Source organism: [Clostridium] symbiosum (assembly GCA_036419695.1).
GTDB classification, from domain to species: Bacteria; Bacillota; Clostridia; order Lachnospirales; family Lachnospiraceae; genus Otoolea; species Otoolea symbiosa_A.
In genome coordinates, this window is sequence record CP143946.1 from 1,752,206 (window position 1) to 1,768,476 (window position 16,271).

General features: G+C 47.8%; 15 protein-coding genes. 14 read left to right on the forward strand and 1 reads right to left on the reverse strand.

What is annotated here, in order from left to right; all coding sequences use genetic code 11:
* The first annotated feature begins 1 nt into the window (after position 1).
* The 8 genes from V3C10_08150 (at position 2) to V3C10_08185 (ending at position 8,141) form a co-directional block, all read left to right on the forward strand.
* Complete coding sequence (locus tag V3C10_08150; protein ID WVP63757.1) at positions 2-952, forward strand: carbohydrate kinase; 951 nt, start codon at positions 2-4, stop codon at positions 950-952.
* Positions 953-974: 22 nt separating this feature from the next.
* Positions 975-2,564 carry a response regulator gene (locus V3C10_08155; protein WVP63758.1) on the forward strand — a complete coding sequence of 530 codons (1,590 nt, stop codon included), beginning with the start codon at positions 975-977 and terminating at the stop codon, positions 2,562-2,564.
* Between the two features lie 64 nt (positions 2,565-2,628).
* Entirely contained in the window at positions 2,629-3,678 is a 1,050-nt protein-coding gene (locus V3C10_08160) for a sensor histidine kinase (protein WVP63759.1), read from the forward strand.
* On the forward strand, positions 3,678-5,174 hold the full coding sequence (locus V3C10_08165) for an ATP-binding cassette domain-containing protein (GenBank protein ID WVP63760.1): 1,497 nt from the start codon (positions 3,678-3,680) through the stop codon (positions 5,172-5,174). Before V3C10_08160 ends, V3C10_08165 begins: the two co-directional genes overlap by 1 nt.
* 258 nt (positions 5,175-5,432) lie before the next feature.
* Positions 5,433-5,828, forward strand: a complete 396-nt coding sequence (locus V3C10_08170) for a pyridoxamine 5'-phosphate oxidase family protein (protein WVP63761.1) — start codon at positions 5,433-5,435, stop codon at positions 5,826-5,828.
* 16 nt (positions 5,829-5,844) lie between these two features.
* The gene (locus V3C10_08175) at positions 5,845-6,489 is read left to right on the forward strand and encodes a 4Fe-4S binding protein (protein ID WVP63762.1); all 645 of its coding nucleotides are present in this window, start codon (positions 5,845-5,847) and stop codon (positions 6,487-6,489) included.
* 1 nt (position 6,490) lies between these two features.
* Positions 6,491-7,432 carry a Sir2 silent information regulator family NAD-dependent deacetylase gene (locus V3C10_08180; protein WVP63763.1) on the forward strand — a complete coding sequence of 314 codons (942 nt, stop codon included), beginning with the start codon at positions 6,491-6,493 and terminating at the stop codon, positions 7,430-7,432.
* Positions 7,359-8,141 (forward strand): protein-ADP-ribose hydrolase, encoded by a 783-nt coding sequence (locus V3C10_08185; protein ID WVP63764.1) that lies wholly within the window; start codon positions 7,359-7,361, stop codon positions 8,139-8,141. The genes V3C10_08180 and V3C10_08185 overlap by 74 nt, the downstream gene beginning before the upstream one ends.
* A 118-nt stretch (positions 8,142-8,259) precedes the next feature.
* Here V3C10_08185 and V3C10_08190 read toward each other — a convergent pair whose 3' ends face one another.
* Positions 8,260-9,684 (reverse strand): GntR family transcriptional regulator, encoded by a 1,425-nt coding sequence (locus V3C10_08190; protein WVP63765.1) that lies wholly within the window; start codon positions 9,682-9,684, stop codon positions 8,260-8,262.
* 247 nt (positions 9,685-9,931) lie between these two features.
* Between V3C10_08190 and V3C10_08195 the strand changes: the two genes are divergently transcribed.
* The 6 genes from V3C10_08195 to V3C10_08220 all read left to right on the forward strand — a co-directional run bounded on the left by V3C10_08195 (position 9,932) and on the right by V3C10_08220 (position 16,270).
* A complete protein-coding gene (locus V3C10_08195; GenBank protein WVP63766.1) occupies positions 9,932-10,822 on the forward strand; it encodes a DUF692 family multinuclear iron-containing protein in 891 nt (296 codons plus the stop codon).
* 148 nt (positions 10,823-10,970) lie between these two features.
* The gene (locus tag V3C10_08200) at positions 10,971-11,678 is read left to right on the forward strand and encodes a polyphosphate polymerase domain-containing protein (GenBank protein WVP63767.1); all 708 of its coding nucleotides are present in this window, start codon (positions 10,971-10,973) and stop codon (positions 11,676-11,678) included.
* Positions 11,675-12,349, forward strand: coding sequence for a DUF4956 domain-containing protein (locus tag V3C10_08205; protein ID WVP63768.1), 675 nt, complete (start codon positions 11,675-11,677; stop codon positions 12,347-12,349). Before V3C10_08200 ends, V3C10_08205 begins: the two co-directional genes overlap by 4 nt.
* A gap of 40 nt (positions 12,350-12,389) precedes the next feature.
* Positions 12,390-13,079 (forward strand): CotH kinase family protein, encoded by a 690-nt coding sequence (locus tag V3C10_08210; protein ID WVP63769.1) that lies wholly within the window; start codon positions 12,390-12,392, stop codon positions 13,077-13,079.
* A complete protein-coding gene (locus V3C10_08215) occupies positions 13,049-13,975 on the forward strand; it encodes a CotH kinase family protein (GenBank protein WVP63770.1) in 927 nt (308 codons plus the stop codon). The genes V3C10_08210 and V3C10_08215 overlap by 31 nt, the downstream gene beginning before the upstream one ends.
* Before the next feature lie 12 nt (positions 13,976-13,987).
* Positions 13,988-16,270, forward strand: coding sequence for a glycosyltransferase family 2 protein (locus V3C10_08220; protein ID WVP63771.1), 2,283 nt, complete (start codon positions 13,988-13,990; stop codon positions 16,268-16,270).
* The last annotated feature ends 1 nt before the right edge of the window (position 16,271 follow it).

Here is a 16,271-nt window from a genome sequence, read left to right on the forward strand (position 1 = left end):
CATGTATGATGTAACGGCAATTGGAGAATTATTAATCGATTTTGCGGCGCTTTCAACGGATGGGGCGGGATACCCGACGATGAAGGCCAACCCGGGCGGGGCGCCGGGGAATTTTCTGGCGGCGCTGAGCGCCTACGGGGCAAAAACCGCATTTCTGGGAAAGGTCGGTGATGATGCCTTCGGAACACTTCTTCGGAAGACCATGGCCGATGCGGGAATCGAGACAAGGGGCATTGTGACGGACGGTACGGTATTTACCACCCTTGCCTTTGTCACCTTCAGCCCGGATGGGGACCGTTCCTTCAGCTTTGCCAGAAAGCCGGGAGCCGATACCAGGCTTCTCTTTGAAGAACTTAATCTGGCGCTGATTGACGAGGCAAAGGTCTTCCATTTCGGAACTTTGAGCCTGACGGACGAGCCGGTCCGCACGACGACGCAGAAGGCGGTGGCCTATGCAAAGGAAAAGGGAAAGCTTATCACCTTTGATCCAAACCTGCGTCCTCCGCTGTGGAGTTCCATGGAAGAAGCGAGAGAGCAGATCCTGTGGGGGCTTTCGAATGCGGACGTCGTCAAGATCAGCGATGAGGAAGTGGAATTCCTGTGGGGGATTACCGATGAGAAGGAAGCGGCGGCCAAACTGCTGGATGAATATGGGGTTAAGCTTGCGATGATAACGCTGGGACCGAAGGGAGCTTATCTGGCGAATAAGAACGGCGGAGCATCGGCGGTATGCCCGGCCGTAAAACCGATCGACACGACGGGAGCGGGAGATATCTTCGGCGGCAGCGCCGTTTCGCGTCTCTTAAAGATGGGGAAGGAACCAGACTGTCTTGAAGTAGAGGAACTGGCGGCAATCGCGGGATTTGCATCGGCCGCGGCCAGTCTTTCCACCCAGAAGACGGGCGGGATTCCGAGCATCCCGGCGGAGGCGGAAGTTCTCGCTGTTTTATAATTGATATGGGGGAGGGCGCAGTATGATAAGAGTGATTATAGCGGATGATGAAAAGCTGATCTGCCGCCTTGTGCAGGCCCTGGCCGACTGGGATGCGCTGGGAATGGAAGTGGCGGGAACTGCCGAAAACGGATTGGAGGCCCTGGAGCTGGTGGAATCTCTGGAGCCGGATATCCTGATCACGGATATCAGAATGCCCGGGTGCGACGGCCTGGAGCTGATCAGGCGTGCAAAGGAGCTCAGGCCGCAGCTGGAAGTCGTGATTATCAGCGGATATGCCCATTTTGAGTATGCGCAGAGCGCGATCCAGTACGGTGTCGGCAACTATCTTTTGAAACCGATTAAAAAGGATGAGCTGATGGAAACCCTGCGGAAGATGGGAGAACGGTGTGAGGCGCGTTTTCAGAGGGAGGAGGGGGCGGCAAAACATCATCAGAACAGCCAGAAGGATTTGAGGCGCCTCCGGAGCAGCCTGGTGAAGGATCTGCTCTCGCCGAACCCGCCTCATCTGACGGAAGAAACGCTGCGCGATACCTACCATTTTCAGACGCAGGGCAATACCTATCAGGTTTTCATGCTGAAAATCGACTGTGATGTCAGGAAAATGGGAGGTTCCCCATACGAGATACTGCAGGAAAAGGCGCGCGAGATATTTGAAAACGGCCTCTCCGGCATCTGTCCGGAATACCATCTGTATTTCCAGGATTATACGGGATATGGGATATTGAATTATGATTTGGAAAAAAGAGCGGAAGTCAGACGGAGCCTGAGGGAGTGCCTGAACCTTCTGGATGCGAAGAAAAATCTGTATGGGGAAGTGGAATTTTCCCTTTCCCTGGGTACTGCGGTGGACGACTGCGGCAGACTGGCAGATTCTTTGGAGGATGCGGGAGGCGCATTAATGGAGCGTCTTGTGGAAGGTCCCGGCCGCCTTTTAGAGGGAATTCCGGACGGCTCGGGAATTGAAAAGCAGAATCTTCTGGATAAGTATGTGAAGGCAACGGAGCATGCAATTGAGGTCTTCAGTGTGGAGGAGGCCTCGTCCGCCTGTAAAACATTATGGCAGTCCGCCATAGAAACCCATAAAATCTGCGGCCGGGAGCTCTTTGAACTGGTGCTCTCAGCCGGACACCTCTTTGTGGCGCGCTGCGCCGTCAGTAATGTGGAGGGAATCAAACAGGATTTTGAATACCGGTGCCGCCAGTGCTGCAGGGGAGAGGAACTGTTTAAACAGCTGGAAGAGATACAGCAAGTACTGATTACAGAAACAGGGGAGCTTCGGAAAAGCGAGGCGGGACGGCCCGTCAGGATTGCCAAGCAGTACGTGATGCAGCATTTTCATGAGCCGATCACGCTGGAGGATGTCTGTGAGGCGGCCGGGTTCAGCGTCAGCTATTTCAGCGTCCTGTTTAAAAAGGAAACAGGGGAGGGTTTTGCCAAATACCTGACCAGGGTCAGGATGGACGAGGCGAAGCGGCTTCTGCGGGAGACAAATATGCCGGTGGCGGAGATTTGTGAGAGGGTCGGATACAGTGACAGGAAACATTTTACCCATACCTTCCACAAGGTTGCAGGGCTGAATCCCGCGGAATACAGGAAACTGTACGGCTGAGTGACTGAAATGAAGATATGATAAACGGATTCTTTGGTGACAGGAAGGGAAGGAGAATACTTTAATGGATAGAAAGAAGACAAAATTTCTGTCGTACAGAGTATCGGCGCTGGCCGTATCGGGAGCGCTGCTGATCCTCTTTCTGCTGATCATGTGTCTGAAAATGATTATTTTTGAGGAGGCGCCTTTGTGGCCGTTCTTTCTGGCGCTGGCCGTGTTCTTCTGTCTGATTGGCGCGTCTTTTTACTATGTGGTCAAACCGTATCTGAGGTTTGAGAAGACGATGCGTCTTTTTACGGATGGGTATACGACGATGGAGATAGGCGATTTGTACGATGTCGCGCCTACACCGGCCGGATACCGCCTGCTGGAGCGCATGACGGATATGATGGATTCATCGGAGCTTTTAAAGCTGAATAAGAGACAGGCCCAGTACCTGGCTCTGCAAAACCAGATTAATCCCCATTTCCTTTACAATACGCTGGAGAGCATCCGGAGTGAGGCGCTCATCGCCGGGCTGGACAGTGTGGCGGAGATGACGGAAGCGCTCGCCACATTTTTCCGCTATACCATCAGCAAGGTGGAAAACCTGGTGTCCGTGGAGGAGGAGCTTCAGAACTGTGAGACGTATTTCAGGATCCAGCAGTATCGGTTCGGCACGCGCCTGAGCCTGTCGGTGGAGTGCGATCCCGACGATCGGGAGGAGATTTACTGCTGCCGTCTGCCGAAGCTCACGATGCAGCCGATTCTGGAAAACAGTATTATCCATGGGACGGAGTGCAAAATCGGGAGCGGCCATCTGACCATTCATCTGGAACGCAGCGGAAAACGTCTGCTGATCCGGATTTCCGACGATGGGGTCGGGATGGACGAGGCGTCCCTGGCCAGGATGAACGAGCGTCTTGAGAAGAGCGGCCGGGCATTTGCGTTACAGAATACGGAGACCAAGGGAGGAATTGCCCTTGTCAATGTAAATAACAGGATCCATCTGCTGTTTGGCGAGGAATACGGACTCCACGTATTTTCTATGCCCGGGGTGGGGACGGATGTGGAGATATCACTTCCTGCCATCACGAGTGACAGGGAAATCAAGAACAAAGAGGCATTGAAATAATGAGGGAAGAAACATTGAGAATGGAGCGGGTGACATACCGGGAAAACGGCGTGACCCAGTTGGAAAATTTCAGCATGTCGATCCGGGCGGGTGAGATTCTTGGACTCATGCCCGTGAACCGCCATGGGATTTCTGCGCTCATCAAGCTTCTCAGGCATAATCTTCCGCTTCACTACGGATATGTTTATTATCACGAAAAACTGGTAAACCACTGGCGCTTTTCCGACTCGGGGACAAACCGGTTAAGCGTGATTCAGAACAAGAGCTGTCTGGCCGAGGGACTCACGGTGGCAGATAACATTTTTGTGCTGCGTCCAGGCTTTAGAAAACGCCTGATGCAGCCGAAGATTTTGAAACAGCAGCTTCAGCCGTTCCTGGAAGATATTGATATCGATATTGACGCAGATGCCTATATTGAGGAGCTGTCCCCATTTAAGCGTTTTGTGGTGGAGCTTCTAAAAGCAGTTGTGGCGGGGAATTATCTTGTGGTCCTGGACGATATCAGCTCCTTTATCAGTGACGTGGAGCTTCAGAAGCTCCACCGGATTATCCGTCACTACGCGGATCAGGGGATGTCGTTTCTCTACGTCGCTCCTCATTATGAGGAAGTAAAGCAGATCTGCGACCGCACGGCCGTGATGCAGAACGGCCAGATTATTAAGTATTTCATGTTCTCGGAGCATATTCCGGATACGTATATGTACCGTTGGACGAAAGGGTTTGACAGGCGCGTCAGCGAACAGATTTCAAAAAAAACGGTTCATTCCGATACCGAGGAGCCGGCCTTTCGGGCGGAAAATCTCTGTTATGGCGAGGTAAAGGCCTTAAGTTTTGCCGTGGCGCCGGGGGAATGCCTGGTATTACAGGATCTGGACAACCGGATTCTGCCGGATCTCCTGGCCGTGCTGTCCGGGGAAAAAAGGGCGGAACGGGGAGAATTGTGGATTGGCAATGAGAAGTTTAAACAGAAACCGGATCGCCGGATCGCCGTGATACAGGAGGTCCCGGTGCAGACGATGCTGTTTCCCAACTTGAGTTACCTGGATAATCTCTGCTTTACCCTGGATCACCGGTTTCACGACGTCTGGCTCAGAAATAAGATCAAGAAGAGCCTGAGGCAGGAATATGCCGGGCTGCTGGGGGAGGAGGTCTTTGACCTGAGGGTCGAGGAATTGTCCCACAAGCAGAAATACGATTTGATATATATGAGAATCCTGGTCCAGAACCCGAAGGTGGTTTTCTGCGTCCAGCCGTTTAAGAGAGCGGAGGTCGCCATCCGAATCCACGTCTGGGAACTTCTCGAACGTTTCCTGGATAAGGGGATCGGCGTGGTAATACTGGCGGTCAACCTGGCCGATTCACTGGCTCTCGCCGACCGCCTGATTCGGGTGGGGCGCGGCCGGATGATGGAGGAGTACGGCAGGGAAGACTTCGGAAACCTGCCGGTAGACGCGCCATGGCTGTATCTCTATCAGGACAGGGAGAAACAGGAATGAGAACAGGGTGTTCTTTTACAGGTATCTTTTGGATACTATGAAACCCCGCGGTAACTGTCTTACTTTTGGGTACCTATCCCACTTTAAAGTGCGTTCTTTGCAAATGAAGCCGGCTGCTTTATTATGGAATCATAAGAAGCGGCCGCTTTTATTGAGTGGCAATGAAAAGTCCGCGAAGCGTTCTTTTCGTTGTTTGAAAGATTTAGAACAACTGTGATGTAAAAGCAGTTTTGAGGGAAGGAAAGGAAGTAACAGATTATGAGTAAGACAGTAGAATTTTTGCAGGCAAACCCGGTTCAGTATCTGGCAACCGTTGGAAGAGATGGAAAGGCCAAGTGCCGTCCGTTTATGTTCTGTTTTGAAAAAGAGGGTAAGTTATGGTTCTGTACCAACAATCAGAAGGATGTATACAAAGATATGCAGGCAAACCCTGAAATTGAAATCAGCGTTTCCGATTCCAGTTTTGCATGGCTCAGGCTGCACGGCCGGGCGGTGTTTGAGAATAATATGGCAATCAAAGAAGCATGCATGGCAAACCCGATTGTGAAGGGACAGTATGAAACAGCATCAAATCCGATTTTTGAAGTATTTTACCTGGAAGATCCCCATGGTGTCATTGCAGATTTTTCAGGAAATCCGCCGTATGAATTTTAACAGGGGGTGATTGCCAATGAAAACAGAGGACTATCTCAGAATCCTGAAGGATGAAATCCACTCTGCCGTATTTGCCACGGCCGACGGGGAGGGACTTCCTGTAACGAGGGTAATTGACATTATGCTTGCGGATCGGGACAGTCTATATTTCATTACGGCTAAGGGGAAGGAGTTTTACCGTCAGCTGATGGATACGGGATATGTTTCGGTCAGCGGAATGACGGGCGGAGCTGGCTCGATGGAAAAGAAGGCCGTTTCCGTGCGGGGAAAGGTGAGGAATACCGGCAGCAGACTGCTTTCGCAGGTCTTTGAAGAAAACCCCTACATGGCTGAAATTTATCCGGATGAGGGCAGCAGAACGGCCCTGGAAGTGTTTCAGCTCTATGAAGGCCGGGGAGAATTCTTCGATTTGTCCACGAAACCGATTACGAGAGACACCTTTTTACTGGGAAAGACGGCCAAGGAGGAAGTTACGGGAGCCGCGGGAGGTTATTTGATCACGGAACGGTGCCGCGGCTGCCGGCTCTGTTATTCCAAATGTCCTCAGAAATGTATTGATACGGAGGCGTCCCCCTGCGTGATTTTGCAGGAGCACTGCCTGCACTGTGGAAACTGTTATGAAATCTGCCCCTTTGAGGCGGTTGTAAAAAGGCGGGTGTGAGATGAAAGAGAAGGAACTGTTAAGGTGGATTGATGACGCGGATGCCGTTGTCATTGGCGCTGGCTCCGGGCTGTCCACGGCAGCGGGGCTGTCCTATTCGGGTGAGAGGTTCAGAAACTATTTCAGCGACTTTATTGAGCGGTATCAGATGAAAGATATGTACTCCGCCGGGTTCTATCCCTTTGCCACCCAGGAAGAAAAATGGGCCTATTGGAGCAGGCATATATTCTGCAACCGGTACGATCAGCCGGCGGGCGGGGCATACCTGGATTTGCTTGCGTTGGTGAAGAAGAAAAATTATTTTGTGCTGACCACCAACGTGGATCACCAGTTCTGGCTGGCCGGGTTTAAAGCGGACCGTATTTTTGCCACTCAGGGTGATTACGGCAAGTTTCAGTGCCGGAAGGCCTGCCACAATAAGCTGTATGACAATGAGGCCCAGGTCCGGGCCATGGTCAGGGAACAGAAGAACTGCCGCATTCCCGCGCATCTGGTGCCGAAATGTCCGGTGTGCGGCGGAGAGATGGAAGTGAACCTGCGCTGTGACGGCTATTTTGTGGAGGATGAGGCGTGGCACCTGGCGGCTGGAAGATATAAACGCTTTCTGTCGGCGAATCGAAAGGGAAAGCTTCTTTTCCTGGAACTGGGTGTCGGGATGAATACTCCTGTTATCATTAAATATCCGTTTTGGCAGATGACATATCAGAATCCGAATGCCCGCTATGCCTGTATCAATCTGGATGAGAACCGGGCGCCAGAGGAGATTGAGGGGCGTTCTGTTTGTATACGGGGAGATATCGCTGCGGTTCTGGCAGATATGAGAAAACAGGATGCGCTGAGGGCAGAGAATGGGAATGGAGGCGGACGGGATGCGGCACGAAGAACAAAGAATGTATCTGATCAGGGAACTGCTGGCGGAGGAAATGCGGTATCGGCAAATTAAAATACCGGAGGATGTACAGGGGCAGAAAGATCTTCTGCGCAGTCTGATGAATGTCCGTCCGCCAAGGGCGGTCAGCCGGGAGTTTTTGGAAGTTCAAGATGAATATCTGTCTGCGGAACGGGATATGGAGGAACTGACCGATGCAAACCTGCTTCCGGCCGTTCACGCAGATCCGAGAATTATCCTATGGCAGGGCGACATAACGACATTGAAAGCGGATGCCATCGTAAACGCCGCCAACAGCGCCCTGCTGGGGTGTTTCCATCCGCTTCACTCCTGCATTGACAATATTATCCATTCCAAAAGCGGAATTCAGCTGCGGCTGTTTTGCAGCGATATTATGAAAAGGCAGGGACATGAGGAGATAACCGGGGGAGCTAAAATTACCCCGGGTTTTAATCTGCCTGCAAGATATATTCTTCATACCGTCGGCCCTGTGATTTATGGCCGGGTGACGGAAGAAGACTGCAGGCAATTGGCCTCCTGTTATCGCTCCTGCCTTGATCTGGCTGTGGAAAACGGCTGCAAATGTATTGCATTCTGCTGTATTTCCACCGGGGAATTCCGTTTTCCAAACAGGCGGGCGGCCGAAATTGCCGTCGGCACGGTGAAGGATTTCCTGAGCGCCGATAAGAAACTGGAGAGAGTGATATTTAATGTGTTTAAAGAGAAGGATTTGGAGATATACAGAGAACTTCTTTCGGAATAATGCACGTCCGGCAGCAGGCCTTACCTGGGAAATACAGGATAATGTGATTTCATGAAATAGGGAGATGCAAAGGGAGCACAGCCATGTTAATAACTGTTGTTATTAACATGGCTGAAATTTAGTTACGGCCATCGAAACTGCCGGTATCACCTGCACTCTTCATCAGACACTGTTTCAATACATGAAGGTCTTCACACACTGCTTCTGCCAGGACAGAAAAAGCGTGACAGAATAAACCTGTATCGTCCTGTTCCAGAGCAAGCATTATTTCTCCGATAAAAGCTGTATCCCTGCGGCTTTCTGTCCCCGTAAGGCTTAATAGAAGCGGGTAGACAAAAAGTAAAAATTCGGATAATTTCTTATATATTTCAAACAGTATCGGATACGGATAAATGCCGGCTATGTATTCTGTAACCCGGATAAATGATTCTAAAGGATGGTTTCCCCGACTCTTTTCCAGAATCCCTTTTAATTTATTCTTTTGAAGCGGTGTAAGAGAGGGCAGTATCCGGGATAAAACAGGTTTAGACGTTATGGAGAAAAATTCAACGCTTTCTATCGCTCTCACGATATTCTTTTCAATAGCGGGCCGCTTAAGCTTTTTCCAGTTGGGGGAGGTGAAATGAATCTGGCTGCCTACACCGTTAATGGAATTGAGGACGCCCATATCACGCAGTAACCCCACGGTCCGCCGGATCGTACTGACGGAAACGGAAAATTCCTCCGCCATCTTTTCATAAGATGGCAGCATGTCCGTCTTACTGTATCTACCGTCTATAATGTTTTGGATGATACATGAAGCGAGGGAATGACAATACTGCGGCCTGTCGCGGTTCGTCTGCCAATGGAAGGAAATCTGAGGTATCGCCGGCTGGTTTATGGCGGCTTTGCCGATAAAGCCAAGAATCGCTTTCCGGGTTAGATCCTGCAAATAAGAAAACGCACGGAAAAGGCCGTCTCTGTCTGAGGTTTCACAACTGGACAGCAGTGAGCGGTAGTCCTGCTGAAATTCTTCCACTCTTCTATCAAACGACGGGATATATGGAAACTGGAAGAAAGCGACAATGTCAAAAAAGAGATCTTTTGCCAGCCGGTTATTCAGTTTCTGTATCATGGTATTGCAGCAAATCATTGAGATTGCGGCAAGATTGGAGGCACCCTGTCCGGTTGCAATGGAAAGGCGCAAAAGTTCATCATCGCTCAACCGTTTGCACCCCTCGTAAAAAAGCGGCATTAGAATCAGATCGGTTACGTGGTATATATTTTCTATGTCCTCTTTGCGCGCAAGATAATAATTCTCGGCAGAACGGTATTTTTCTTCGGGGGAGGCGACATAGGTAACAGTGGTGCGCCGTCCGGCGGAAACACTGATAAGGCCGTCTTTCTGCAGTTTCATTAAGGCGCTGCGCACCGTCTCGGGCGCTACATGGAAGATGTCGCATATCTGCTCAATGGTAGGCAGATAACTTCCATGTGCAAGATGTCCAAATAAAATATGGCAAGTGTAGTATTTATAGATAGAATTATATCTCTCTCGTTCCAAAGCTTCCCACCTTTTTAGTATGCTGTTCTTCATGATTTGAACATTATACATCTTTTTTCGACGAAAAAACAGATAAAACCTTCATATTTTATTGCATTTTGCGGAATAATTCGGTACAATACAAATATCTGTACCTGAACAAGGATAGGAAGCGCAAATATACTTTATGGCGATGTATTTCAGAATAAAGTTCGGAGCCGATAAATACAGGCAGGAAATATGGCTTAATATCGGGAGGAAAGAAAATATGAAAATTGCCTGTAACTATTATAAAGAAACGATAGAACTTTTGCGTGAAGGCAGAATTACCCTTGACTATGTCAAAGTACCGGCCCTGGGATTCCAGTATGACTGTTATAAGGCCCCGGGAGCCGACAAGGCTGCTGGGCTGGCAGAACTTAAAAAGGAGATACAAAGGATACAGGAAGTGGTTCCGGTTCTCCTGCATGGGTTTGGCCCGCAGGATTATAACATGGCGTCCGACCGGTTCAGGCCTGAGTTTGATAAAGAACTGGCGGCACAGATTATAGGAATTACAAAAACTCCGGAATTGTCGGGCCATCTGGCTTTGGGAAACAGGATGAAACAGGAGTTATATACGAGAGAAAGAATAAAAGAACTTGCGGTGGAGAATATTCGTTTTATCCGGGAGCTGTTTCCGGAGATTTCTCATCTGGCCATAGAAAATATGGATGGCAATCCTTTTATCTTCGGTAAGAAAGCGGGCTGCTGCATTGAGCCTGCTTTTATTCGGGAAGTGACGGAAGAGTCGGGAGCGGAATTCCTTCTGGATGTCAGCCATGCCTATGGCTCCGCGCTGTATTTGGGAATTGATTTCAAAGAATATCTGGATCGGCTCCCAATGGATCAGCTGTATGAAATCCATATCAACGGATGGATTAACGGCCGGAATGATTTGATGTCACATGTTGCTATGAGTGAAGATACGTATACGATATTGGAAATGATATTGGACAAGTATAAAACTCCTGAGATTCTGACAATTGAGTACGGAAGGATGGATGACAGGATGGCGGCGGGAATTCCCCTGATGGGGCCGGATGGAGGAAACGAAAGGGCGAAGGGGGAAATTGAAGAACAGGTAAGGCGTGTTTTCCAAATTATGGAAGGTTATTAGCAGCGGAAAAATACCAATTTATACATAATTTTTTAAAAGTCTGAATTTATGGTAAAATGAGGGATTCGTGTGAACTTTACAACTGTTTTTTTCTTTGCTATAGTGGTGAAGCTTAAGTAAAAATATAAGGGAAGGAAGGTGCAGGGACATGGCTGAATTCTTAGATGTTCTGCGAACGGAGAAAAAGTATCCGGTCTCTTCTGTCACGGCAGGAAAGATAGCCGCCAGGCTGTCTTATGTCATGCCTCTTGATCAGAACTGCAGGAATGCACAGCCGTATATTGTCAATTCACTCTATTTTGATTCGCTGTATAACAGGGATTACAGAGAGAAAGAAAACGGAGTGGAATTCAGAAAGAAAATCCGCCTCCGCGTTTATGGGGAAGGCGATATTGTAAAGCTGGAATGGAAACGGAAACAGGGTGCGAAACAGAGAAAACAGAGTCTGCTTCTTACAAAAGCTGACGCGGAATGCATGATCAGCGGAGATTACCGCTGCCTGATGAAGTATGAGGGAGAACTTCCGAAAATATTCTATACGATGATGACGGAAGAAGTTTACAGGCCCAAATGCCTGATACGGTACCGGCGCCTTGCATTTACAATTCCTACCAATGATATCAGGCTGACGCTTGACAGCCAAATTTCATCGCAGGAAGGCCGGTATGACCTGTTCAGGAAAGACATACCGTTTTATCCGGTCACCTACCCGGGGAAAACGACACTGGAAGTAAAATATAATCACTTCCTGTTAGATTATATCAGAACTGCGCTCTCTCCGTTTGAACTTACGGAGTCAGCCAGCAGCAAATATACGGCATCACGTTATTTTGGATTAGGAGGAACTATCTCATGAATGAAGATCTTTTATATTACATAACAAACCATGCAGGGAGCCTGTCGGTACAGGAACTGCTGATTAACTTTTTCAGTGCGCTGGTAATCGGATTTATTATCTTTTTGTCATACCGTTTTTCCCATTCGGGGGCAGTCTACAATGCCCGGTTTAACGTGTCCCTCTGGATGCTGACAATCGTCACGACCATGGTTATGTGTGTAATCGGCAATAATATCGCATTGTCGCTTGGTATGGTCGGTGCATTATCGATTGTCAGGTTCCGTACCGCAATCAAAGATACCAGGGATACAGCCTATATCTTCTGGTGCATTGCCGTGGGAATCTGCTGCGGAATTTCCGATTTTGTGACTGCTTCGATTGGCAGTGTCATCATATTTCTTCTGATGCTGGCAATCGGCGGTGTGCGCAGCAATACAAGGTATCTGCTGATTGTGCGCGGCCAGTCGGATATGGCCGGTGAGGTGGAGAACATGATTCAGGAGCCGCTCAAAGGAAAAGCGCGCCTCTGCGTCAAAAACCAGGGCAGGGAAAGCATGGAATATATCTATGAGCTGTCTGAAAAACAGGTGAAAATCTGGCAGGATGGAAAAGTAAGCCAGAAGCTTCTGGAACAGAAAGGGGTTATGGAAGTAAACCTCGTAGGCCAGAACGATGAAATTTCTGCATAAATGACAGAAAAACGGACAAAAAAGAAAGAGTGACTTAAGTATGGGTGCAAAGTGGAAAGCGGCCTTTGCCATGATATTATTCAGTGCGGCAGTCTGTGCGGGATTTGGGATATGGAAATATCAGGCAATTGACAAAAAGGAAGAGCGGGTGTGGCATCATGAACTGGCGGCCGCAGCCGATCCGACGCTGGGAACTGACTCGGTTCCCGAAGACTTTATGGTGGATGGGAACTTTACGTCGCATTTGCCGCTCGTTATAATTGATACGGGTGGGGAAGAGATTGTGAATTATAAGTACTATGACAGTGAATCACAGTCGCTTATCTATAAAGAGGGAGTAGATCCATATATTAAAATGCGGATTTCATTCGTGGATAATGAAAATATGGTAAATCGCTTGGGAGATGAACCTACGGGGGTTTCTTACGGAAAAATTAAAATTCGAGGAAATACTTCTTCCTCAAAAATTTTTCCCAAAAAGCAATACCTTATGAAACTTCTGGATGATGATGAAGAACCGAACATCATGGAAGTATTTGGTATGACAGCCTCCGATACCTGGATTCTAAACGGAACTCAGTTAGACAGAACTTATCTGAGAAACTATATTGCAATGAATACGGCCGGCGAACTTTCACCCCATACTCCAGACATAAGATTTTGTGAGATGGCATTGAAAAGGGGGAAAAGTATGAATATATGGGGCTGTACGGCATGTATGAAAAGATAGAGCAGGGGGAGGGACGCGTTGAAATCGAGAAGGATACCGGCTATCTCCTGCTTCGGGATCGAATTGATACGGAAGGACTTTCTATGCCAGTCTGGTCCACTAAACACCAAAGGAGCAATAACTGGGTGAATCTGGAATATCCGTCTCCTGATAAGGTATCGAAAGAATATTGGGATTATATCAGAAATGATGTGAATAAAATTGAGGACAGTCTCTACTCTGATGATAAGAAGAAATTTGAAGAATATAAAAGTAAATTGAATGTTGGTTCCTTTGTTGATTATTTTATTATTAATGAATTTTTTGCAAACTATGATGCGGGATGGAATTCTACATTTATGTATAAAAACCGGAGCGGAAAATTATTTATCGGGCCATACTGGGATTTTGACGGAGCTTTGGATAATTACACAAAAGAAATGCTGGAAGTGAGGGAGACGGCACTTCCGAATGCACCATGGTTTGACAGCCTTCTCAGAGATGAGGACTTTGTAAATAAAGTCGTTGAGCGGTATGGAGAGTTAAGAAAAAATATATTAAGTGAGGGTAAGCTTTATGATAAAATTGATAAAGCGGCAAGCTTTATAGAAAAGCCGGTAAAGAGAGATCTAAGCAGATGGTCGGCACTATATAGCAACCCAATGCAATTAAATGAGGAAAAAGGCACTGGTATTATAGTTGACAGAGAAACATCAACATGGGAGAAAGAGATAGAACGGCTGAAAGATGTAATGCGTTTGCACGGAGATTTCCTGGATAGTGATATAACACAATTATATCGGTTTGTTCAATTTGGAAGAGACGAAACCCCAAATACCATGCTGGGAGTCTATTTTATCATCGCATTTTTTGTATCAATTATTCTGGTTCAAAGAGCCAGGGAAGGAATCAGATAGAAGGTGGCAGGAGTGGGAAAGAAGATTAAAATAGTAAAACAGAATCAGAAGGGAACAAAGGAAAAATTCTGGATTGCAGTGGCTCTCGTCAGTATGACGGTTTATATTATTTGGCGTCTTTTCTTCACGATACCGGATCACAATGTATATGGATGGCTGGCAACGATATGCGGTATTTTTCTGGCAGTCTCGGAGACAATCTCCATGCTGGAAGGAACAGAGCATTTTGCAAGGCTCGGGAAAAAATCGGTTCCGGATATGCCGGTGGTGCCTCTCGACTGGTATCCGGATGTAGATATTCTGATTGCAACCCATAATGAGGAGACGGAACTTCTTTATAAAACCGTCAACGGCTGTAAGCATATGGATTATCCCGATAAAAAGAAAGTACATATCTATATCTGTGATGATGGGAACCGCCCGGAAATGGCGGAACTGGCAAGAAAGATGAAGGTGGGATATTTTGGACTGGCCGATAATAAGGAGGCGAAGGCTGGAAATCTGAATCACGCCCTGAGTAAAACATCGTCTCCATGGATTGTGACGTTCGACTCGGATATGATCCCGACCCATGAGTTTCTGATGGAGACGGTACCTTATATTTTTCTGCCGCGTGTAAAGAAGATGGATGATGGGACATGGGCGGAGCGCACGGAGGAAGAGATCGATGAGAAGTATAAGATTGGCTTTATCCAGACGCCGCAGAGTTTCTATAATCCTGATATGTTCCAGTACAATTTTTTCAGTGAAACAAGGATTCCCAATGAACAGGATTTTTTCTTCCGTGAAATCAATGTCGGCAGAAATAATGCCAATGCTCCGATTTATGCCGGTTCTAATACGTTAATTTCCAGGGAAGCCCTGGACTCTGTCGGAGGAATTGCAACCGGGACGATTACAGAGGATTTTGAAACGGGAATTAAAATTCAGGCAAAAGGCTACACCTGCTATGCGGTCGATAAAACGCTTGCACACGGACTTGCGCCGACGGACATCGACAACCTGATAAAACAGCGTATACGATGGGGACGCGGCTGTATTACCTCTCTGCGACGCACCAACCTTTTGTTCAACCCTCATATAAAGTTGAATGCCAAAATCAGCTATCTGGCCTGCTGGATGTACTGGTGGACATTTTTCAGAAGATTTATCTACATTGTGTCCCCAATCCTCTTTATTCTGTTCGGGATACCGGTTGTAATCTGCAGCCTCAGGGAACTGGTTTTTATCTGGTTTCCATCCTATGTCCTTTATAACCAGGCATTGAAAGTGACATCCGGTAAGATTAGAAATAAGAGATGGAGTAATACGGTGGATACCGTTATATTCCCATATATGATTATACCTGTTCTACTGGAAACACTGTTTATCAGACAGAAGAAATTTAATGTTACGAGTAAAACGCGTGATACGGTCAGACATTCAGATATGATGCTGGCAACGCCGCAGATTATTCTTCTGGTATTTGATGTGGCGGCGCTAATCATAGCCGCAATGAACGCCTTCCAGACCGGCAACTACGGAGCGGCCGTACTCATCTACTGGCTGATGCTTAATGCCCAGCATCTTATTATGGCTTTGTTCTTCATGTCGGGGCGTCGCAATCTGCGTACCACGGATCGTTTTTATGTCCGTGTTCCGGTTGAGATTTCATACCAGGGCAAACAGTTCTACGGTGTGACAACGGATCTGTCGGAGACAGGTCTGGCTGTGCTTTGTGATAAATCTATCTATATGCCTCATGGTGAAGAGCAGATGACGATCCGGCTAAAGACGGAACGATATGAAGCGGAACTGGGGGCAAAGTGCGTGCATGTACAAAAACAGGGGGATAAATGGAAATATGGAATTCAAATTACCGGTATGGAGGGAGATAACAGGGACAGCTATTTCCAGATTGTTTATGATCGCGATCACAGCCTGGCGAAGACGATGAGCCCGTCCGTCAGCATAATTGATGATATCTTCCTGAATGTCCAGAAACGTTCCACGCATGTGGAAAATTCCAAGAGGCAGCTTCCGAGAGTTGAATTGAATCGAACAATGCAGACTGTGGATGGAAGAGAAGTTTTTGTACGGAATTGTAACTATGAGTATTTACTTGTTAAAGAAGAAATGAATCTGCCGGAGGCTATGGAGATACGAATTCCGGGTAGTGACAATGTGATGAAATGCATAAAAGCAGGGAACAAGGCCGGGCTGTACCGTCTGGATAATTGGAAGGAACTGCTTTTTTCGGACGCGTTTGATCTGATTTTTGCCCTGGCAGAAGAGAAAAAAGATAAGGTCAGTTGAA

What these genes read in the sequence shown, in the direction of transcription:
- V3C10_08150 (WVP63757.1), top strand. Translation starts at nt 2, where the DNA reads ATGTATGATGTAACGGCAATTGGAGAATTATTAATCGATTTTGCGGCG.
- V3C10_08155 (WVP63758.1), top strand. Translation starts at nt 975, where the DNA reads ATGATAAGAGTGATTATAGCGGATGATGAAAAGCTGATCTGCCGCCTT.
- V3C10_08160 (WVP63759.1), top strand. Translation starts at nt 2,629, where the DNA reads ATGGATAGAAAGAAGACAAAATTTCTGTCGTACAGAGTATCGGCGCTG.
- V3C10_08165 (WVP63760.1), top strand. Translation starts at nt 3,678, where the DNA reads ATGAGGGAAGAAACATTGAGAATGGAGCGGGTGACATACCGGGAAAAC.
- V3C10_08170 (WVP63761.1), top strand. Translation starts at nt 5,433, where the DNA reads ATGAGTAAGACAGTAGAATTTTTGCAGGCAAACCCGGTTCAGTATCTG.
- V3C10_08175 (WVP63762.1), top strand. Translation starts at nt 5,845, where the DNA reads ATGAAAACAGAGGACTATCTCAGAATCCTGAAGGATGAAATCCACTCT.
- V3C10_08180 (WVP63763.1), top strand. Translation starts at nt 6,491, where the DNA reads ATGAAAGAGAAGGAACTGTTAAGGTGGATTGATGACGCGGATGCCGTT.
- V3C10_08185 (WVP63764.1), top strand. Translation starts at nt 7,359, where the DNA reads ATGCGGCACGAAGAACAAAGAATGTATCTGATCAGGGAACTGCTGGCG.
- V3C10_08195 (WVP63766.1), top strand. Translation starts at nt 9,932, where the DNA reads ATGAAAATTGCCTGTAACTATTATAAAGAAACGATAGAACTTTTGCGT.
- V3C10_08200 (WVP63767.1), top strand. Translation starts at nt 10,971, where the DNA reads ATGGCTGAATTCTTAGATGTTCTGCGAACGGAGAAAAAGTATCCGGTC.
- V3C10_08205 (WVP63768.1), top strand. Translation starts at nt 11,675, where the DNA reads ATGAATGAAGATCTTTTATATTACATAACAAACCATGCAGGGAGCCTG.
- V3C10_08210 (WVP63769.1), top strand. Translation starts at nt 12,390, where the DNA reads ATGGGTGCAAAGTGGAAAGCGGCCTTTGCCATGATATTATTCAGTGCG.
- V3C10_08215 (WVP63770.1), top strand. Translation starts at nt 13,049, where the DNA reads ATGGGGCTGTACGGCATGTATGAAAAGATAGAGCAGGGGGAGGGACGC.